Origin of the sequence: Bifidobacterium pseudocatenulatum DSM 20438 = JCM 1200 = LMG 10505, assembly GCF_001025215.1 — a bacterium.
Lineage (GTDB): Bacteria > Actinomycetota > Actinomycetes > Actinomycetales > Bifidobacteriaceae > Bifidobacterium > Bifidobacterium pseudocatenulatum.
Genome location: NZ_AP012330.1, coordinates 2,208,083 through 2,224,197 on the forward strand (window position 1 = coordinate 2,208,083; position 16,115 = coordinate 2,224,197).

The following is a 16,115-nucleotide window of genomic DNA, read 5'->3' on the forward strand; positions in this document are numbered from 1 at the left end:
CTCCCCTATTAGGAAAGACGGTCCGCAACATTTCGTAACGGATATAACGCAATACGTTAACGCCGGATGGATCCCTTGAATGGCTTATCCGGAGATAGCGCGACACGTCCCATATCAGTCCCCAGAACGTTCAGCGTAATCTCCGTGGGCTTCGAACAGCGCAACGTATATTCCACTGTCTGATCCGTCCATGTCGCATCCACTTGGATTCCGCCTCTTGCGCGGAGCGCATGGAAGGTTCCCTCATGCCAATCCTCCGGCAGGGCCGGAAGAATGCGAATCCAGCCATCGTGGCTTTGGACAAGCATCTCCGACAAGGCCGCTGGGAATCCAAGGTTCCCGTCGATCTGGAACGGCGGGTGAGCGCATAATCCGCTGTCGTACACGCCTCCGCCCAACAGATTGGTTTCAGCGTTCGCATCCACCGGCCGCAGGAACATGCCTATGATTCGTTTGGCATGCTCCGCATCACGCAGACGCGCCCACATGATCATGCGCCATACGATGCTCCAGCCGGAGCCATCATCGCCACGCACTTCGAGGGATTTCCTAGCGGCTTCCTCCAGGTGCGGAGTCTTAGACGTGATGCCTGCACCAGGATGCAGTTCGTAAAGGTGGGACAGATGACGGTGCTGTGGATCGGATTCGATGAATTCGTCGTTCCATTCGAGGATTCTTCCATCAGCTCCCAATCGCGTTTCAGCCAGTTGGGAACGGACGGCTTCCGCTTCACGGACCAGATCTCTGTCCTCTTCGTCAAGGTTTTCCAAATCGTGAGAAGCCTGAATTAAATCATCAAGCAGATTACGCACGATGGCCGTGGCATTCTCACTGCTTTGTGCAACGGACACCGGTTCTCCGTTCACCAAGAAACAGTTCTCCGGTGATGTTGCAGGGGACGGGGCCAGTCCATGCTCTGTCTCCGATAGGAAATCCATGCAGAATCGCGCGTTGTCCCGCATGATCGGCCAGATGCGGGCCAGGTACGATGCATCCTGGTTGAACAGATATTCATCGAACAGGTTCCGGCACATCCATGCCTGACCGAACGGCCAGAACGACCACATCGGGTCGCCGTTCGCAGGAAGGGCTCTGCGCCAGAGATCGACATTATGGAAGACCGCCGATCCTCGGCAGCCAAGAATCCTGTCAGCAGCGTCGTGCCCCGGCGCTAGCAGCTCCTCATTCATGGAGACGAGCGGCTCGATGAGTTCTTGGAGGGCGCATGGGCCTGTCATCCAATAGTTCATCTCGACGTTGATGTTCGTCGTGTAGGCGCTGTACCAGTTCGGGAAATCCTTATGGTTCCAAATCCCCTGCAGATTCGCCGGCTGGGTGTGTGGCCTGGATGAGGAGATAAGCAGATACCGGCCGAAATCGAACATTGCCTCTGCCAGCATCTCCAGACGATGCGATTCTTTGTTCTCATCCGAGCGAAGGATCGCCGAGAACAGTAGTTCCGCATCATCAGCATGGGCTGAACCGAGATGGATGGCCACCCTGTCGAAATATCTGCGGTAGTCCGCGATGTGGCGGTCGAGCATGGTCTGCAGGTCAGTCGACCACTCGTCAATGGTTTTCTCCAGATGGTCGGCGATAACCGTCATGCTTCGTTCCGGCTGCTGGTCGCTTCCCTTGAATCCGCTCATACTGCGGAAGCGGAGCGATAACCCGGTGATGTTCGAACATTGCAGACTGTTGTCGCCCACGTTGATGTCGCCACCTGTTACGGTAAGGGAGAACGCACCGGCGTACGCCATTCCGGTTCCGTCCTGCTCATCTTCCCAAGGATTTTCGGAAGGGTGAGGCAGAAGTCCGATGTTGAGTCCAGGCATCCGACCCATGACGATGAGGGTAGCCCGATGGCCGTCGGATACCGTTTCCAACGAAGCGCGTGATTGCTTGAGGAAAGTGCCGGAGACACTGATATTCACATCAATCGGCGCATCCGATGACATCCTGTAGACCAACAGGTCATCAGGCTCGCTGCACCATGCGTCGACATGAACGTTGGCATCACCCATCTGGAACGTTTCACCGGCGAGCGCCCTTGCAAGATCCAGCTGGCGTTTCATGCTCTCACGGCCGTCTGCAGAGGTCGAGTACTGAATACGGGCCGTTCCGAATGGCTCGTAAATCTGCTCGTCTTTTTCCTGCAGTGTGGCTTCCTTGATGATTCGCGTGGCGGTGGCGTAATCGTCATGCAACGACGCCTGGCGCGCCTTGGCCACAATCTCCGGCGTCACCGGCGAGGTTTCCGCGTGTGGATATCCTGACCAAAGGGTGTCGTCGTTGAGATACAGCACGTCGGTTTCCGGTTCGGAGCACAGGACCGCTCCCATGCGTCCATTGCCGAGAGGAATGCCTTCTTCCCAGCACGAAGAGATTCCATCGAATGTAAGTTTCATGCGTAAAGTCTCCTTGGCAGATTTGCTTATTTGAGAATGCTCTGGATATTGCGGTACTGTTCGTCGGTCAGCTGCACGGCGGGTTCATGGATGGACGTGTCGATTGGCAGTCCCTTCGCCTTGACCGCGCCCTTGATGGCGCTGATGAACAGGTCGGCAGTGTCGTACAGGCGCATCAGATAGGAAATGCGTTCAGCCGATTTGATGGCCATGGCGTAATCACCGGACTGCCATGCATGATGCAGGCTGACGAAAGTCTCCGGCTCCACATTGGTCAATCCGCACAGCACGCCATTGCCGCCGCTGATTCGGTTGACGGTGTAGTATTCGTCGAATCCGGACAGCACGCTGAACGATGGATTCACCTTACGAACGGCAGCGATGACCTTCCTGGTGTGGCTGATGGTGTCGACGGTGTCTTTGACGCCGATGATGTTCTGGTTCTCCGCTGCGAGATCCGCCACCAGCTCGGGTGTGAGGTCGTTGCCCGTCCTGGCTGGGAAGTTGTACAGAATGACCGGCAGCGTCGTTGCCTTGGCCACCGCAGAGAAGTAGCGCTTCGCGCAATCCGGGGATGGTCCGAAATAGTACGGGGATACTGCAACCAATGCATCGGCTCCGGCTACTTCGCTTTCCGCCGCCAATGTTCTCACATTGTCTAGGTTGGTGTCTCCCACTCCGACGAGCACCTTCATGCGTCCGGCGACTTTCGAAACTGCGAAGCGCACTGCTTCTGCCTTCGTCTTGACGTCGATGGCGTAGAATTCTCCGATGCTACCGAACAGCAGCACACCGTCGATGCCCGCATCGATGAGATGATCAAGGTGCTTGCCCCAATTGTCGTAGTCAATGGTCCCATCCGCGTTCGTGATGGTGATGGAGGGGCAGAACACGCCTTCGAACTGGGCGTTGCAAGTCATGATATTTTCCTTTCGACGATATGGTAGGCGTTTCGCGCGTTATTGAGGAAGAAGTCGTCATTCCCTGCGAAACGGTTAAGCAGGATTGACAGATGACTGTCGAAATCGGCGTATAGACCGACGACAGGCCAATTCGACGCATACAGCAACCGCTTGTTAGAGAACGCGGCTTGTGCGAGATCGAGCAGGGTTGAGACGAATCGTGGGTCATCGGTTGGATACCCCGATACCTTGACGTATACGTTTGGCAGCTCTCCGAGCCTATGCAAGGCATCGGATGAGGATTCGAGATTGTGAAGATCGGATATGTTGCCCATATGGTCAACGATGACGATTGCTTCGGGCACCTGCTCACAAGCCTGAGCGAGATCGCCAAGTTCATCCACCCTTACGCATGCGTCGAATGGCATGTTCTTATCGGCCATAAGCTGCAAACCGCGGATGAAGTCATCTTGCAGGCACCGTCCCCGCGGCGATGCCGGCGTATGCAATGGCTCACGAACGCCATGCGCGTACAGCGGCACGCGCATGGCCGGCCCGACGGTGGACCGCATAGATGTTGCCAACAGCAGAGGATCATGGTTTTCGGACAGCAGCCGATCTTCCAATGACGTATCGTCCGTGTCGACTTCCACATACACACCGCCGATGAAATTGACCGCAGCGTCTGGGTGGTGCTCATTGTATGAGGCATAGGCGTGTTTGAGGCAGTCCATGTCGTAACGGCGGGTGATGGACCCATCCGTACCGTCGAGCCATGAAAGCGGTTGGACGGATGGATCCCAGATATGGAAATGCGAATCGATGATCCTCTGCATGTCGCACGTCCTAGTCGAGTGCCCTATCGAGGTGGACGTATCCGCCGTCGGGGAAGACCCATTGTCCGGTGGTGTGCGAAGACCTGTCGGACAGAAGGAAAGCCACGGTGTCCGCGATTTCCGAAGTCTCGGTCATGCGGTGGCCGAGAGGAATCCTGTCGGTGATCTTCGCCAACTGCTCACGCTGCGCCTGCTCGTCGCCGAACGTCTTGATCCATTGCGCGTACAGCGGCGTCCATGCTTCGGCCACGACGACGGCATTGACCCGAACCTCGGCCGGGGCGAGGGCGGCGGCCCACTCGCGGGTCAGGCCCAGAATCGCACCTTTCGCTGCGGCGTAGGCGCTAGTCTTGCCCTGACCGGTCAATGCGGTCTTGGAACCGATATTGACCACCGAGCCCTTGCTGGCCTTGAGTGCTGGCACGCACTGATGAACCAGCTCGTAATAGTGGGTCAGATTGCCGTGAAGAGACTCCTCGAACTGACGCCATGACGTGGTCTCGAGCGCGAGGTTGTCGTTTCTGCCGGCATTGTTGACCACACCATCGATATGGCCGTATTTCTTCATGACCGATTCAACAATGGGGGCGATCTCATCGGTGTTGTTCAGGTCAATCAGATAGGTGTCATACGAATCGGTGATCTGTTCGATATCCTGTCGGAATTCGTCGTCGGCACCATCCGAACGATTCAGCACCACCGGAATGGCACCTTCTTCGGCCAGTCGCAGCGTTATGCCCTTGCCGATGCCTTTGAATCCTCCGGTGACAATAATCACCTTGTTCTTAAGATGCAGGTCCATCTCAGGTCCTTCCGACTAGTCCTTGTGCAGGTACTTCATGCATTCGTCGAGCTTCATCTCCGTGCCGTTGCCCGGAGCGAGCGGCGCGACGTATCGTCCGTTCTTGATGACGGTCGGATGTACGAAATACTCATGCTGGTTGTCCACGTATTCGACGACGCGGTCCTCCATCTCGCCAGAGACGGACACGTAATCGAACATCGCAAGCTGGCTGATGGCTTCGCACAGGCCGACACCACCCGCGTGAGGGCAGACCTTGACGCCGAACTTCTTGGCGAGCAGGTATTCGAGGACGATTTCCTGGGGGCCGGCGACTCGGGTCGCGTCAATCTGCATGACCTTGAAGCTGCCAGCCTGCAGGTACTGCTTGTACATGACTCGGTTCTGCATCTGTTCGCCGGTGGCCACCGGAATCGGATCGATGGCCTTCTGGATTGCGGCATGGCCAAGAACATCATCCGGGCAGGTCGGTTCCTCAACCCACGCGAGATCGTAGTCCTTGAATTTGCCGATCCATTCAATGGCCTGCGGCACATCCCAGACCTGGTTGGCGTCTACGGCGATGGCGATGTCCGGGCCGACCGCTTCACGGGCGAGCTTGAGCCTGCGCAGATCGTCTTCGAGGTTTTGACCGACCTTAAGCTTGATCTGCTTGAAGCCCATGACCTCGGTCTCTTGCTTGGCCAAACGGACCATCTTCTCGTCGGAATAGCCGAGCCATCCAGCTGCGGTTGAATATCCCGGATAGCCGACTTCCTTGAGGTGGGCGATGCGTTCCGCCTTGCCTTCCTGGGCGGCACGCAGAATCTCGATGGCTTCCTGCGGAGTGAGGGCATCGGTCAGGTAGCGGAAGTCGAGAGTCGCAACGAGCTCTTCGGGCTCCATCTCGGAAAGGAGCAGCCAGAGCGGCTTGCCGGCGCGCTTGGCTTTGAGGTCCCACAGAGCCGAAAGCACGGCACCGATTGCCATATGCTCGACACCCTTCTCAGGGCCAAGCCAGCGTAGCTGCGAATCGCGCACGAACATATCCCATGCGAGACGCATGTTGTCGAGCAGTTCCTCGACGTTGCGTCCGATGAGGGTTTCGGACATGGAGTCGATGGCTCGGACGACGACATCATTGCCGCGGCCGATGGTGAAGACGAATCCGTTGCCGGAATCACCGGCATCCGTGGCGATGACAACATAGGCAGAGGAATAATCCGGATCGGGGTTCATGGCGTCGGAGCCGGAGAAGGTGGCCGATGTCGGGAATCGGAAATCATAGGTGGTGACTTTGGTAATAACGCTCACGATGCGCTTCCTTCTTTGGAAAAATGTTTAATCTCAAAAAGGGAGGGCGGCCATTCGGCCGCCCTCCCTAGCGGTGGCGGGCAACCGGATGTCAGTCGGCGTCAGTGGTGACCTTAAAGCCGTTGTCTTCCGCGTATGCCTTGAGCTTCTGCTGAGCCTTGGCCATGGCGCCTACCAGATCGCCGTTCTCATTCATCTCCGGCACGATGACGTCGTTGAACACGACCTCCACCTGAGACATGAACGGGAGATACTCCCAATCGGTATTGACGTTATCCATGGAATCGAAATAGACCGAGTTAACGTCCGTATTCGCGAAGTATCCATCGGTTTCTTTCTTCTCGCGCACCGTCTTATCGTCCTGATAGACGGAAGCCGCCATGAAGTAATTGCCGCTGTTGGTATCCTGCCAAGACTGGATGGCGTCCGGAGCGGAATCGAGCCAGTTGATGAAGGCAAGGGCTGCTGCTTGCTTTTCCTTCGGGCATGCCGCAGCCACGCTCATCATGGAGCCGACGGAGGAGGACTGGAAATGCTGGTTGTTCCAGGATGGCGGAGTTGTGACCACCATCTTTCCCTTGAGGCTCGGGTTCTGGTCCTTATACATGTTGCCCATCCAGTTTTCGCTGATGAAGGTGGCATAACGGCCATCGTTGACCGAACGGTTGAACTCGTCAGTGTAGACGGTACCGCCTTCAAGGACGCCATCCTTCAGGCACTTCTGCAAGAATTCCGTGAATTCCTTTGCTTTTCCGCTGTTCATAGTCAGTTCGACGTCGTTCACGGAATTAACCTTCCACAGACGCGCTCCAACGGAGCGGTAGAGGTTGGTGAAGATGGAGATGTCAGATCCCAGGATTCCCATATACTTGTTGGAATCTTCTTTGTGGAGCTTCACGCCCTCGTTGTAGATATCTTCCCAGCTTTCTGGCACCTGCAGGTTATGTTCGTCCAGGATATCCTTTCGCACATAGTTGGCCAATGGCGTGGCATCCTGTGGCACACCGTAAAGGCCGCCGGCGTAATGCACCTGAGCCCATGCAGTCTTGGTGTACAACTTGCTCCATGCCTTGTCGATGCTGTCGTTGGCAAAATTCAGCAATGCGCCCGAAACCGCAAACTGCTGGAATTTATTAGCGCTCATCTGTACAACGTCGGGGATGTCTTTATTGGCCTGAACGACATTCTGGAACTTGGTGAAATGGTCGGCAGCGGCACCGGTGTTGACAAATTTAATCTTGATATGCGGATACTTCTCCTCGAATGCCTTGACGGTAGGCTCCATCTGCTTGGCGGAATAGGCCCAAACGGTCAGTTCGACGTTCTTCGACGTATCGGTCAGAGCGCTTTCCACTTCCTTCGCGGTCACTTCGCTCTTAGCCTGGCTTCCGTTAGTGTCGGAACCACATGCCGAGATCCCGGCCGTCATTGCCAGCGCCGCGATAGCGGCCACAAGCCTGACACTCTTCTTCTTCATGATTACTCCTTTGTGTGTCATGAATTACTATTTTGTTGTTTTTTCAAAAGGACGGATGCCGCACGGTCACCAAGGCAACGAATGGGTGATCGTAGGGACCGTGCGGCCGAGGGTTCACTGCTTGACAGAACCGGCCGCGAGGCCAGACTGCCAGTACTTCTGCAGGAACATGAATGCGATGATCAACGGAACAACTGCGATAAGCGAGCCCGTGATGATGAGGTTGTTCGGAACCTGACCGTTGGCAGTTCCCTGGGCACCCATCTTCAGCCACATGTTCAGACCGACTGTCAACGGGTAGTCGTTGGTGTCCGAGAGCATGATCAGCGGCAGGAAGTAATTGTTCCAGACGCCAACCAGCGTGAACAGCAGTACAGTGACGAAACCTGGAGACAGCAGCAGGAAACCGACCTTCCAGAAGATGGTCCAAGTGCTTGCACCGTCCAGTTTCGCGGCTTCAATCAGCGAGACCGGAATCGAGGTCTGCGCATAGATGATCATCAAATACAAGCCGAACGGCGTAGCCAGCTGCGGAATAATCACGGCCCATGGAGTGCCGACCAGACCGATCTTCGAGTACATGAGGAACAGCGGCACGGTGATTACCGTAGAAGGAATTGACATGAATGCCAAAGTGACGGCCAGCAGGGCGTTACGTCCGGGGAATCGCATGGTGGCGATGGCATACCCAGCGAAAGTGGCAATGATGGTTGCACCAACACCTGCGACCGCTGCGTACATGATCGTATTAAACAGCCAGCGGGTATAGGCGCCATTCTGGTAGGCGAATGTGTCTTGCACGTTCTGCCAGAACACATTCTTGTCATCGAACCACAGACCAAAAGAGCTGAAGATGCCCTCACTGGTCTTTGTGGAGGAGAAGATGACCCACAGTAGCGGCACGAGGCAGTAGATGACCATCAAAACCATAATGATGTGCAGCAGCCAGTTGAGCACACGCTGCTTGCCGGTCAGCTTCGGAGCCGGCTCACGTTGCTGCATGCGCTTGTAACGCTTGCTTGCCTTAAGCGCCAGTTTGGCGTCTCTGCGCTGCAGCGACTTGGAACGTGGTTTTGCGATTGCTTCACTCATCACTTGTTCTCCCACTTGTTGCCGATAATCTTAACGACGGCGACCAAGGCCATGACGATGATGCCGACGACCAGAGAGACGGCAGCAGCATAGTTGACGTTCTGACCATTGAATGCGAGGTTGTAGGTGTAGATGTTCGGCGTATAGCTGCTGTTGATCACGTCCGGGGCAGAAGTACGCAAGATGTTCGGTTCGTTGAACAGCTGGAGCGTGCCGATTACAGAGAAGAGGACTGTCATCACGATGGTGCTCTTAATCTGAGGAATCTTCACGGACCAAGCGATGCGCAGCTCCGAAGCGCCGTCAATACGGGCAGATTCGTACAGGTCGTTCGGAATGCCGATCAGTGCAGAATAATAAATCAGCATGTTATAGCCAAGGAAGCACCAAGTGCAGATGTTTGCGATGGCGAATAGCATGAGCTGCTTCGACAGCATATTAGGAGCCGTTACGTCAAGCATGCCGGCGATTTGTCCAAAAAGACCATACTTATCGCCGTAAATGTATCCCCACATCAGCGCTGCAATGACGCCTGGGACGGCATAAGGCAGGAACAGCAGAATTCGCAGCACTGCGATATGGCGGATTCTCTGGGAGTCCAAGATAAGCGCCGCTACGAGGGACAGAATCAGATTCATCGGAATCTGAATCGCCGCGTAAATCAGCACATTCTTAAAGCCGCCCCACAAAGCCTCATCCTTGAACGCTCGGATGAAATTGTCGAAGCCCGCGAAGGTGGTGCCACCGAGAAGGGACTGCTTGAAGAAGCTGAGATAAAGCGCGTAGAACATTGGGATGATCATGCCGAACAGGAAGACCACCACGTATGGAAGACAATACAATATGCCTATGTACTCGCGCTTCGGCTTGCGCATCCCGGAAGTATCCGGTTTCGCCGTTGCATTTGTCATAGTTTTTCTCTTTCTTCTTAACCCGTCTGAATGAGCCTGCCAACAACATCGTTGCCATTGCCGTTTCATCCATCGGTACGTTCAATATACAAGGTTCTGCAAAAAAGAGCAAATAAAACTTCGTTATGCGTGGCGAAATTTTCTTTATCTTATTTTTTGGCCTTGGAAAGGCTTTATTGCAACGATATATGCACATTACATCCATCAGGCAAGCAGCAGAAGATCAACGTCCACGGCACACATTTCCGCTATATAGACAGCAACACGCCGATAAAATATCTATTTCAAGGTAACGAAAATTTCGCTATCCTGTAGGTAACGCTTTTTTACAGCGTGCATACGAAAAGAGAAGAGTCATGACCACAATCAAAACAACAAGCAGACCGAAGGTCTCCGATATCGCCCAAGCGGCGGGAGTATCCCCCGCCACCGTATCCAAGGTCATCAATGGCCGCAATGGAGTCTCCGACGAGACACGCGATCGGGTGGAACTGCTCCTCGAAGAAGCCGGATTCCGCAAAAAACTTCCCACAACCAAAACCATGCGGTCAATCGAACTGGTCGTCAACGAAATGACCAACAACGGCTCCGTGGAGATGGTCAAGGAGGCAACTTCATACGCCAGAGATTTTGGCATCGGCATCACTGTAAGCTGCGCCGGACCGGATTCCGAAGAACACGCGACAAGAAACGAGGCCAGCAGCTGCCTCCGCAGCGCCATCGAACGCAACCCACTGGGCGTCATACTTCTCTTATCAAATATTTCATCGGCCGAGGAATCGCTACTGCAGACGAGGAACATCCCATATGTAATTGTCGATCCGGTCGGGCAGGTCTCCGCTGACGCATTGGGGGTGGGCATTGATAACTGGACCGGAGGAATGCTCGCCACGCAATATCTCATATCATTGGGTCACCGACGGATCGCCGTCATCACCGGCCCCACCAATTCACAATCCTCGCAAGCGCGACTGAGCGGATACATGGCGGCGCTGCAGAAAAACGGCATCAGCGCGGATCCGCATCTCATCAAGGTTGGCGACTACGTATCCGATAAGGCATACAAAGCGGCATGCGATCTCCTGGAAATGAGGGAACAGGACCGACCAACCGCCATCTTCGCGTTCAACGATCTCGGCGCAATCAATGTCTATCGCGCCGCCCGACAGCACGGCATCAGTCTGCCCGAACAGCTATCGATCATCGGCTTCGACGATGTCTATCCTGCGGCAAGCATGTGTCCGTCCCTGACGACCATCAGGCAACCATTCAACCTCATCGCCAGGCAATGCATCGACCTGATTCTCGAAGCGCGGGAAGGGAAGGTGGAACAGAATTACTTCATTCTTCCCACGCAACTCGTCGAACGCGAAAGCTGCACATCGCCAGCACTGCCGTAACATGCAACGGCACTGTTGCCATCCTCCGGAAGCAACATCGCATTCGTGAGATCACTTCCAGAGGAGACCGTCTATCATCCGCTTACCCCCGCCGATGTCGTTCCGGTTAGTCCAATCGGGAACGATGCGGAGGCGCTCGCATCGTTCAAGGATGATCCGTGGACCGGCATGGACGGACGTCCCGCGATCGTGTCCAACGCGTACGGCGATGAGCGCAACGTGTACGGCGGAGCACGTCTGGGCCACAATGGCATCACCAAGAGCCTGCCGGCCGACGGGGAGCCGATCGTCATGTCGTCGGTCGAGCGCGATGGAACGATTGCTACCATCAACCTCAATGGCGTGCTGATCATCAAGAACTAAACGCCATCATCCAATCGGTGGCTTCCAGCTTGTTGCGGGAAGCCACCGATTTTTCCTTTCCCCATCGAAAAACACCGCAAAACAGAGCCTTCCTGTGATTAAAAAACGCAGAGTTCCTGAGGACTGGGTTTACCCGGCCTTCCATGTATCGCGCACCAAAGACCATTTGCCAATAAGCTTTTGCCCCCCATGACGTAACCGTACAGTCCCGCTCGAACAAGCATTTCGATAAAATCTAAAAACTATCGAAATCATCGAAATTATTTGTTGACCAAAATTCGCCCGCCTTAGGATATCGACTACCGGCCAAGACGCCCAGACCTGCACTCCGCGTCGATGCCGCTTAACAGAAAGAAGGAAAACGATGAAGTTTTTTATGAAGAAGAAAATGATTGCGCTTTGTGGCGCAGCGGCGATGATTCTCCCATTGGCAGCATGCGGAACGACTCAGGCGGGGACCACCGATGAACAGGGTAAGACAGTTGTCAACGTTTGGGCTTGGGACAACAACCTCAAAGCCAACGCCAAAGTATTCATGAAGAAAAATCCTAACATCGTCATCAAATTCACGAACGCCGGCAGCGGTAAAGATGAATATCAGGCGCTGAATAATGCTTTGGAAGCCGGCAGTGGAGTGCCGGACATAGCTATGATTGAATACTATGCAATTCCTGAATACGCAATTAAGGGATCACTCAAAAATCTGAATGATTACGGGACTGCCAAATATAAGGATTTCTACACTCCTGGCACTTGGAACGCAGTGAACTTTAATGGCGGCATGTACGGCATGCCAGTCGATTCAGGCCCAATGGCTTTTTATTATAACAAGGAAGTGTTTGACAAAGCCGGCATATCCGAAGCTCCAAAAACTTGGGACGAATTCTACCAAGATGCAAAAAAGATCAAACAAACTGGCTCATATATCACCAACGACCCAGGAAATGCCGGATTCTTCAACGCGATGGTTTGGCAGGCCGGCGGCCATCCATATTCCACGTCTAAGGATGGTACCAAAGTCACCATCAAGCTCACTACCGATAAAGGGGTACAGAAATTCTGCGATTTCTGGCAGAAGATGATTGACGAAGGACTCATCGAAACGAAAACTAAAGATAGTTCCGACGACTGGTACCGCTCCATCGGTTCTGGAGAATTCGCGAGCGTGATTTCCGCAGCATGGGCTCCGGGAATGTTCCTGAACAATGCTCCGGAAGGCGCCGGAAAGTGGAGAATCGCTCAAATGCCAACATGGAATGCCGGGGAGAACGTTAGCTCCGAATACGGCGGCTCCTCACTCGCATTGATGTCATCTTCGAAGAACGCCGATGCCGCGTACAAGTTCATGGAATTCGCCAGCACTAATTCTGATGCCATCATGTCCCGAGTGAATCAGGGTGGTTTCCCTGCTGATTTAAAGACCATGTCTAACGATGAATTCCTCAATCAGACCACTATGGTGAATTCCGATGGAGACACAGTGGACTACTTCGGTGGAGAAAAATTCAACGCTGAATTTGCCGAAGCGGCGAAGCATGTCACTTCCAAGTTCGAGTTCCTCCCCTACGACGTTTACGCACGAAGCGTTTTCACCGATACTGTAGGAGCCGCTTACATGGGGCAAACAACAATGAAGGAAGGCGTGAAGGCTTGGCAGGACAAGCTTGTCGAGCAAGGTAAGAGCCAAGGCTTCACGGTGAACGAATAAAGGATGGTAATGGTTGGAATCAAGGACGTGGCAGCCCTCGCAGGAGTTTCCATCAGCACAGTCTCCTATGTGATGACAGGAAAACGTCCAATAGGAGCAAAAACTCGTCAACGGGTATTACAGGCCGCACGTGATCTTGGATACCTAGCGAAAAACGGCAGTCCAGCTCCATTGAATGGAGAGACTCATTTCGTTGCGTTGAGCTCGCCCGTCCATGATTCCACCAGCTACACCAATTATTGCGCATATTTTCTCAATTTCCTCAAAGCAGCGAGACAACTTGGCTATGAAACATTGCTGCTAACCGAAGAAACAGGGGATGAGCAGCTGCGTTCCATCATTGACACCGGAATGGTAGATGGCGTCGCACTTATGGATGTGACCATGAATGATCCCCGGATAGAGTTAGCTCAGTTTTCGACCATCCCTTTCATTTCCATCGGACATCCCATGGATGAAATAAACGTACCTTGCATTGATACCGATTTCATCGAAATGGGCGAAATGATTATGCAGACGCTTCACCGCAATGGACATGACAGAATACTGTTTATAGGAGGGAAAAAGATTGATTATGAACGCGCTGGAGGCGCGAATTACCTTATTCGACTGAGAACATCAATGCATGCCGCAGCCGCGCGTTACGGAATCCATATAGATGAAGAATTTACCGACAATGATGATTTCGATGCTGCAGAGAACCTACTTGAACGGTTCATTTCAGATAAAAAAATACAGCGATCGTAACACAAGGCGGGCCGTTGTTCTTGAATAACCTTGTTGCGGCAACGAGACAGCGTGGAATAAGAATTCCTCAGGATCTTTCGTTGGTCTCAGCAGGAACATACACGGATTCTATGGGTAAACGTCTGCGAATAGATGAATTCCCACTTATGCCAGCCGAATTGTGCCAACTAGGCATGAATATGCTGGTTCATCTCATGGACGGGACCATAAAGCGAAAGGAAAACGCCACACTAATTCATCCCATATATAAGCAACGCGGATCTATAACATCGCTTTGATGAAGAACTTGATTTACTAAGGAAACAAAATATGACTGATTTCAATCGTTCCACCCTTCCCGACACCGTGCGTTCCAACGGCGCGACCCCGAACCCGTGGTGGGCCAACGCGGTGGTCTACCAGATCTACCCGCGTTCCTTCCAGGATTCCAACGGCGACGGCGTCGGCGACCTGAAGGGCATCACCAGCCGTCTCGACTACCTCGCCGACCTCGGCGTGGACGTGGTGTGGCTCTCCCCGGTCTACAAGTCGCCCCAGGACGACAACGGTTACGACATTTCCGACTATCAGGACATCGATCCGCTGTTCGGCACCTTGGAGGATATGGACGAGCTGCTTGCCGAAGCGCACAAGCGCGGTCTGAAGATCGTGATGGATTTGGTGGTCAACCACACGTCCGACGAGCATGCTTGGTTCCAGGCTTCCCGCGACAAGGACGATCCGCATGCCGACTGGTATTGGTGGCGTCCAGCCAGGCCGGGGCATGAGCCGGGCACTCCGGGTGCCGAGCCGAACCAGTGGGGTTCCTATTTCGGCGGTTCCGCCTGGCAGTACGATCCGAAGCGCGGCGAATACTACCTCCACCAGTTCTCTAGGAAGCAGCCGGATTTGAATTGGGAGAATCCGGAAGTGCGCAAGGCCGTCTACAAGATGATGAATTGGTGGATGGATCGCGGCATTGACGGCTTCCGCATGGACGTCATCACCCTGATCTCAAAACGTCTCGATGGCCACGGACGGCTGCCCGGAGAAATCGACTCGGAACTATCCGAGGGCGAGATGGGCGAAGAGGGATACACGGACGCAAGCCCGTTCTGCTCCGATGGTCCGCGGCTCGACGAGTTCCTTGCCGAAATGCGCCGCGAAGTGTTCGAGGGGCGCGAAGGCTACATGAACGTCGGCGAGGCGCCGGGCATCACTCCGGCACGCAACGAGTTCATCACCGATCCGGCCCACAAGGAGCTTGACATGCTGTTCCTCTTCGACCACGTGGGCATCGACCAGGAAGGTTCCAAGTGGAACACCGTGCCGTTCGAAGTCAAGAATCTGCGCGCCCGCCTCGCCGACCAGCAGGAGGCTGTGAAGAACGCCGGCTGGGCCAGCCTGTTCTTCTGCAACCATGATCAGCCGCGCGTCGTCTCCCGTTGGGGCGACGACGCTGATCGCGAGTCGCGCGAGCTGAGCGCCAAGGCGTTCGGCATGCTGCTGCACATGCACCGCGGCACCCCTTACATTTACGAGGGCGAAGAGCTGGGCATGACCAACGCCCACTTCACCACGCTCGAGCAGTATCGCGACCTGGAATCCATCAACGGCTACCGCCAGCGCGTGGAAGAAGCAAAATGCCAGTCCGCAGAATCGATGATGGCGGCGCTCGCGCTCATCGGCCGCGACAATTCGCGCACGCCGATGCAGTGGGATGCCTCCAGGTATGCAGGTTTCACCGCGCCGGACGCGGCGACGGAACCGTGGATCGGCGTCAATCCGAATCATGTCGAGATCAACGCAGCCGAGGAATTCGACGATCCCGAATCCGTGTACACGTTCTACAAGAAGCTCATCGCCATGCGCCACAACATGCCGATAATCGCTGTCGGCGATTTTTCTCCAATGGATGCGGGAAACGATGATGTCATTGCTTTTCAACGGCATCTGGAAGATACAACCATCATGGTGATCTGCAATTTGTCTTCAAAAAAGGCAACCATATCGGAATCACTCAGAATTAATGACAACAAACAACAAGTACTGCTTTCCAATTACTCGACAGCTCACGCTTTCAAATCTATGCATGATGGCGTACTTGATCCGTGGGAGGCGATAACAGTCCAGTTGTGAAACACAACTTTTACGACACGCATACCAAGAAAATACTTAATGCCGGACCGATGATGTC

14 protein-coding genes are annotated in these 16,115 nt (G+C 54.2%); 6 read left to right on the forward strand and 8 right to left on the reverse strand.

All coding sequences use genetic code 11. The features are described 5' to 3' along the window. Positions 1-56: 56 nt before the first annotated feature. From BBPC_RS08935 to BBPC_RS08970, 8 genes are all read right to left on the reverse strand, one after another. Positions 57-2,408, reverse strand: coding sequence for a glycosyl hydrolase family 95 catalytic domain-containing protein (locus BBPC_RS08935; RefSeq protein WP_004221027.1), 2,352 nt, complete (start codon positions 2,406-2,408; stop codon positions 57-59). A 26-nt stretch (positions 2,409-2,434) separates the two neighbouring features. Continuing rightward, complete coding sequence (locus BBPC_RS08940) at positions 2,435-3,328, reverse strand: dihydrodipicolinate synthase family protein (RefSeq protein ID WP_004221030.1); 894 nt, start codon at positions 3,326-3,328, stop codon at positions 2,435-2,437. Further along, positions 3,325-4,146, reverse strand: coding sequence for an amidohydrolase family protein (locus BBPC_RS08945; protein ID WP_004221033.1), 822 nt, complete (start codon positions 4,144-4,146; stop codon positions 3,325-3,327). The genes BBPC_RS08940 and BBPC_RS08945 overlap by 4 nt, the downstream gene beginning before the upstream one ends. A gap of 10 nt (positions 4,147-4,156) precedes the next feature. After that, positions 4,157-4,948: an L-fucose dehydrogenase gene (locus BBPC_RS08950; RefSeq protein ID WP_004221035.1), complete on the reverse strand. Its 792-nt coding sequence runs from the start codon at positions 4,946-4,948 to the stop codon at positions 4,157-4,159. A 15-nt stretch (positions 4,949-4,963) separates the two neighbouring features. Next, positions 4,964-6,241, reverse strand: coding sequence for an enolase C-terminal domain-like protein (locus BBPC_RS08955; RefSeq protein ID WP_004221037.1), 1,278 nt, complete (start codon positions 6,239-6,241; stop codon positions 4,964-4,966). Positions 6,242-6,332: 91 nt separating this feature from the next. After that, entirely contained in the window at positions 6,333-7,718 is a 1,386-nt protein-coding gene (locus BBPC_RS08960) for an ABC transporter substrate-binding protein (protein ID WP_033524398.1), read from the reverse strand. Between the two features lie 114 nt (positions 7,719-7,832). Further along, positions 7,833-8,810, reverse strand: coding sequence for a carbohydrate ABC transporter permease (locus BBPC_RS08965; RefSeq protein WP_004221042.1), 978 nt, complete (start codon positions 8,808-8,810; stop codon positions 7,833-7,835). Next, positions 8,810-9,721 (reverse strand): carbohydrate ABC transporter permease, encoded by a 912-nt coding sequence (locus BBPC_RS08970; RefSeq protein WP_004221044.1) that lies wholly within the window; start codon positions 9,719-9,721, stop codon positions 8,810-8,812. The genes BBPC_RS08965 and BBPC_RS08970 overlap by 1 nt, the downstream gene beginning before the upstream one ends. Before the next feature lie 356 nt (positions 9,722-10,077). On the opposite strand from BBPC_RS08970, the gene BBPC_RS08975 reads away from it, so the two are divergent. The 6 genes from BBPC_RS08975 to BBPC_RS08995 all read left to right on the forward strand — a co-directional run bounded on the left by BBPC_RS08975 (position 10,078) and on the right by BBPC_RS08995 (position 16,057). Then, the gene (locus BBPC_RS08975; RefSeq protein WP_004221045.1) at positions 10,078-11,121 is read left to right on the forward strand and encodes a LacI family DNA-binding transcriptional regulator; all 1,044 of its coding nucleotides are present in this window, start codon (positions 10,078-10,080) and stop codon (positions 11,119-11,121) included. Positions 11,122-11,166: 45 nt separating this feature from the next. Next, positions 11,167-11,484: a type 1 glutamine amidotransferase family protein gene (locus BBPC_RS08980; protein WP_004221047.1), complete on the forward strand. Its 318-nt coding sequence runs from the start codon at positions 11,167-11,169 to the stop codon at positions 11,482-11,484. Between the two features lie 364 nt (positions 11,485-11,848). After that, entirely contained in the window at positions 11,849-13,192 is a 1,344-nt protein-coding gene (locus BBPC_RS08985) for an ABC transporter substrate-binding protein (RefSeq protein WP_004221050.1), read from the forward strand. A 9-nt stretch (positions 13,193-13,201) separates the two neighbouring features. Then, on the forward strand, positions 13,202-13,939 hold the full coding sequence (locus BBPC_RS08990; protein ID WP_226594553.1) for a LacI family DNA-binding transcriptional regulator: 738 nt from the start codon (positions 13,202-13,204) through the stop codon (positions 13,937-13,939). An 80-nt stretch (positions 13,940-14,019) separates the two neighbouring features. After that, complete coding sequence (locus tag BBPC_RS10150) at positions 14,020-14,217, forward strand: hypothetical protein (protein WP_231857856.1); 198 nt, start codon at positions 14,020-14,022, stop codon at positions 14,215-14,217. Between the two features lie 31 nt (positions 14,218-14,248). Continuing rightward, entirely contained in the window at positions 14,249-16,057 is a 1,809-nt protein-coding gene (locus BBPC_RS08995; RefSeq protein ID WP_004221055.1) for a glycoside hydrolase family 13 protein, read from the forward strand. Positions 16,058-16,115: the final 58 nt, after the last annotated feature.

Bases quoted from the DNA above. Each gene is read 5' to 3' on its own strand.
- BBPC_RS08995 (WP_004221055.1), top strand. From the start codon at position 14,249: ATGACTGATTTCAATCGTTCCACCCTTCCCGACACCGTGCGTTCCAAC.
- BBPC_RS08950 (WP_004221035.1), bottom strand. From the start codon at position 4,948: ATGGACCTGCATCTTAAGAACAAGGTGATTATTGTCACCGGAGGATTC.
- BBPC_RS08985 (WP_004221050.1), top strand. From the start codon at position 11,849: ATGAAGTTTTTTATGAAGAAGAAAATGATTGCGCTTTGTGGCGCAGCG.
- BBPC_RS08960 (WP_033524398.1), bottom strand. From the start codon at position 7,718: ATGAAGAAGAAGAGTGTCAGGCTTGTGGCCGCTATCGCGGCGCTGGCA.
- BBPC_RS08945 (WP_004221033.1), bottom strand. From the start codon at position 4,146: ATGCAGAGGATCATCGATTCGCATTTCCATATCTGGGATCCATCCGTC.
- BBPC_RS08975 (WP_004221045.1), top strand. From the start codon at position 10,078: ATGACCACAATCAAAACAACAAGCAGACCGAAGGTCTCCGATATCGCC.
- BBPC_RS08990 (WP_226594553.1), top strand. From the start codon at position 13,202: ATGGTTGGAATCAAGGACGTGGCAGCCCTCGCAGGAGTTTCCATCAGC.
- BBPC_RS08940 (WP_004221030.1), bottom strand. From the start codon at position 3,328: ATGACTTGCAACGCCCAGTTCGAAGGCGTGTTCTGCCCCTCCATCACC.
- BBPC_RS08970 (WP_004221044.1), bottom strand. From the start codon at position 9,721: ATGACAAATGCAACGGCGAAACCGGATACTTCCGGGATGCGCAAGCCG.
- BBPC_RS08935 (WP_004221027.1), bottom strand. From the start codon at position 2,408: ATGAAACTTACATTCGATGGAATCTCTTCGTGCTGGGAAGAAGGCATT.
- BBPC_RS08965 (WP_004221042.1), bottom strand. From the start codon at position 8,810: ATGAGTGAAGCAATCGCAAAACCACGTTCCAAGTCGCTGCAGCGCAGA.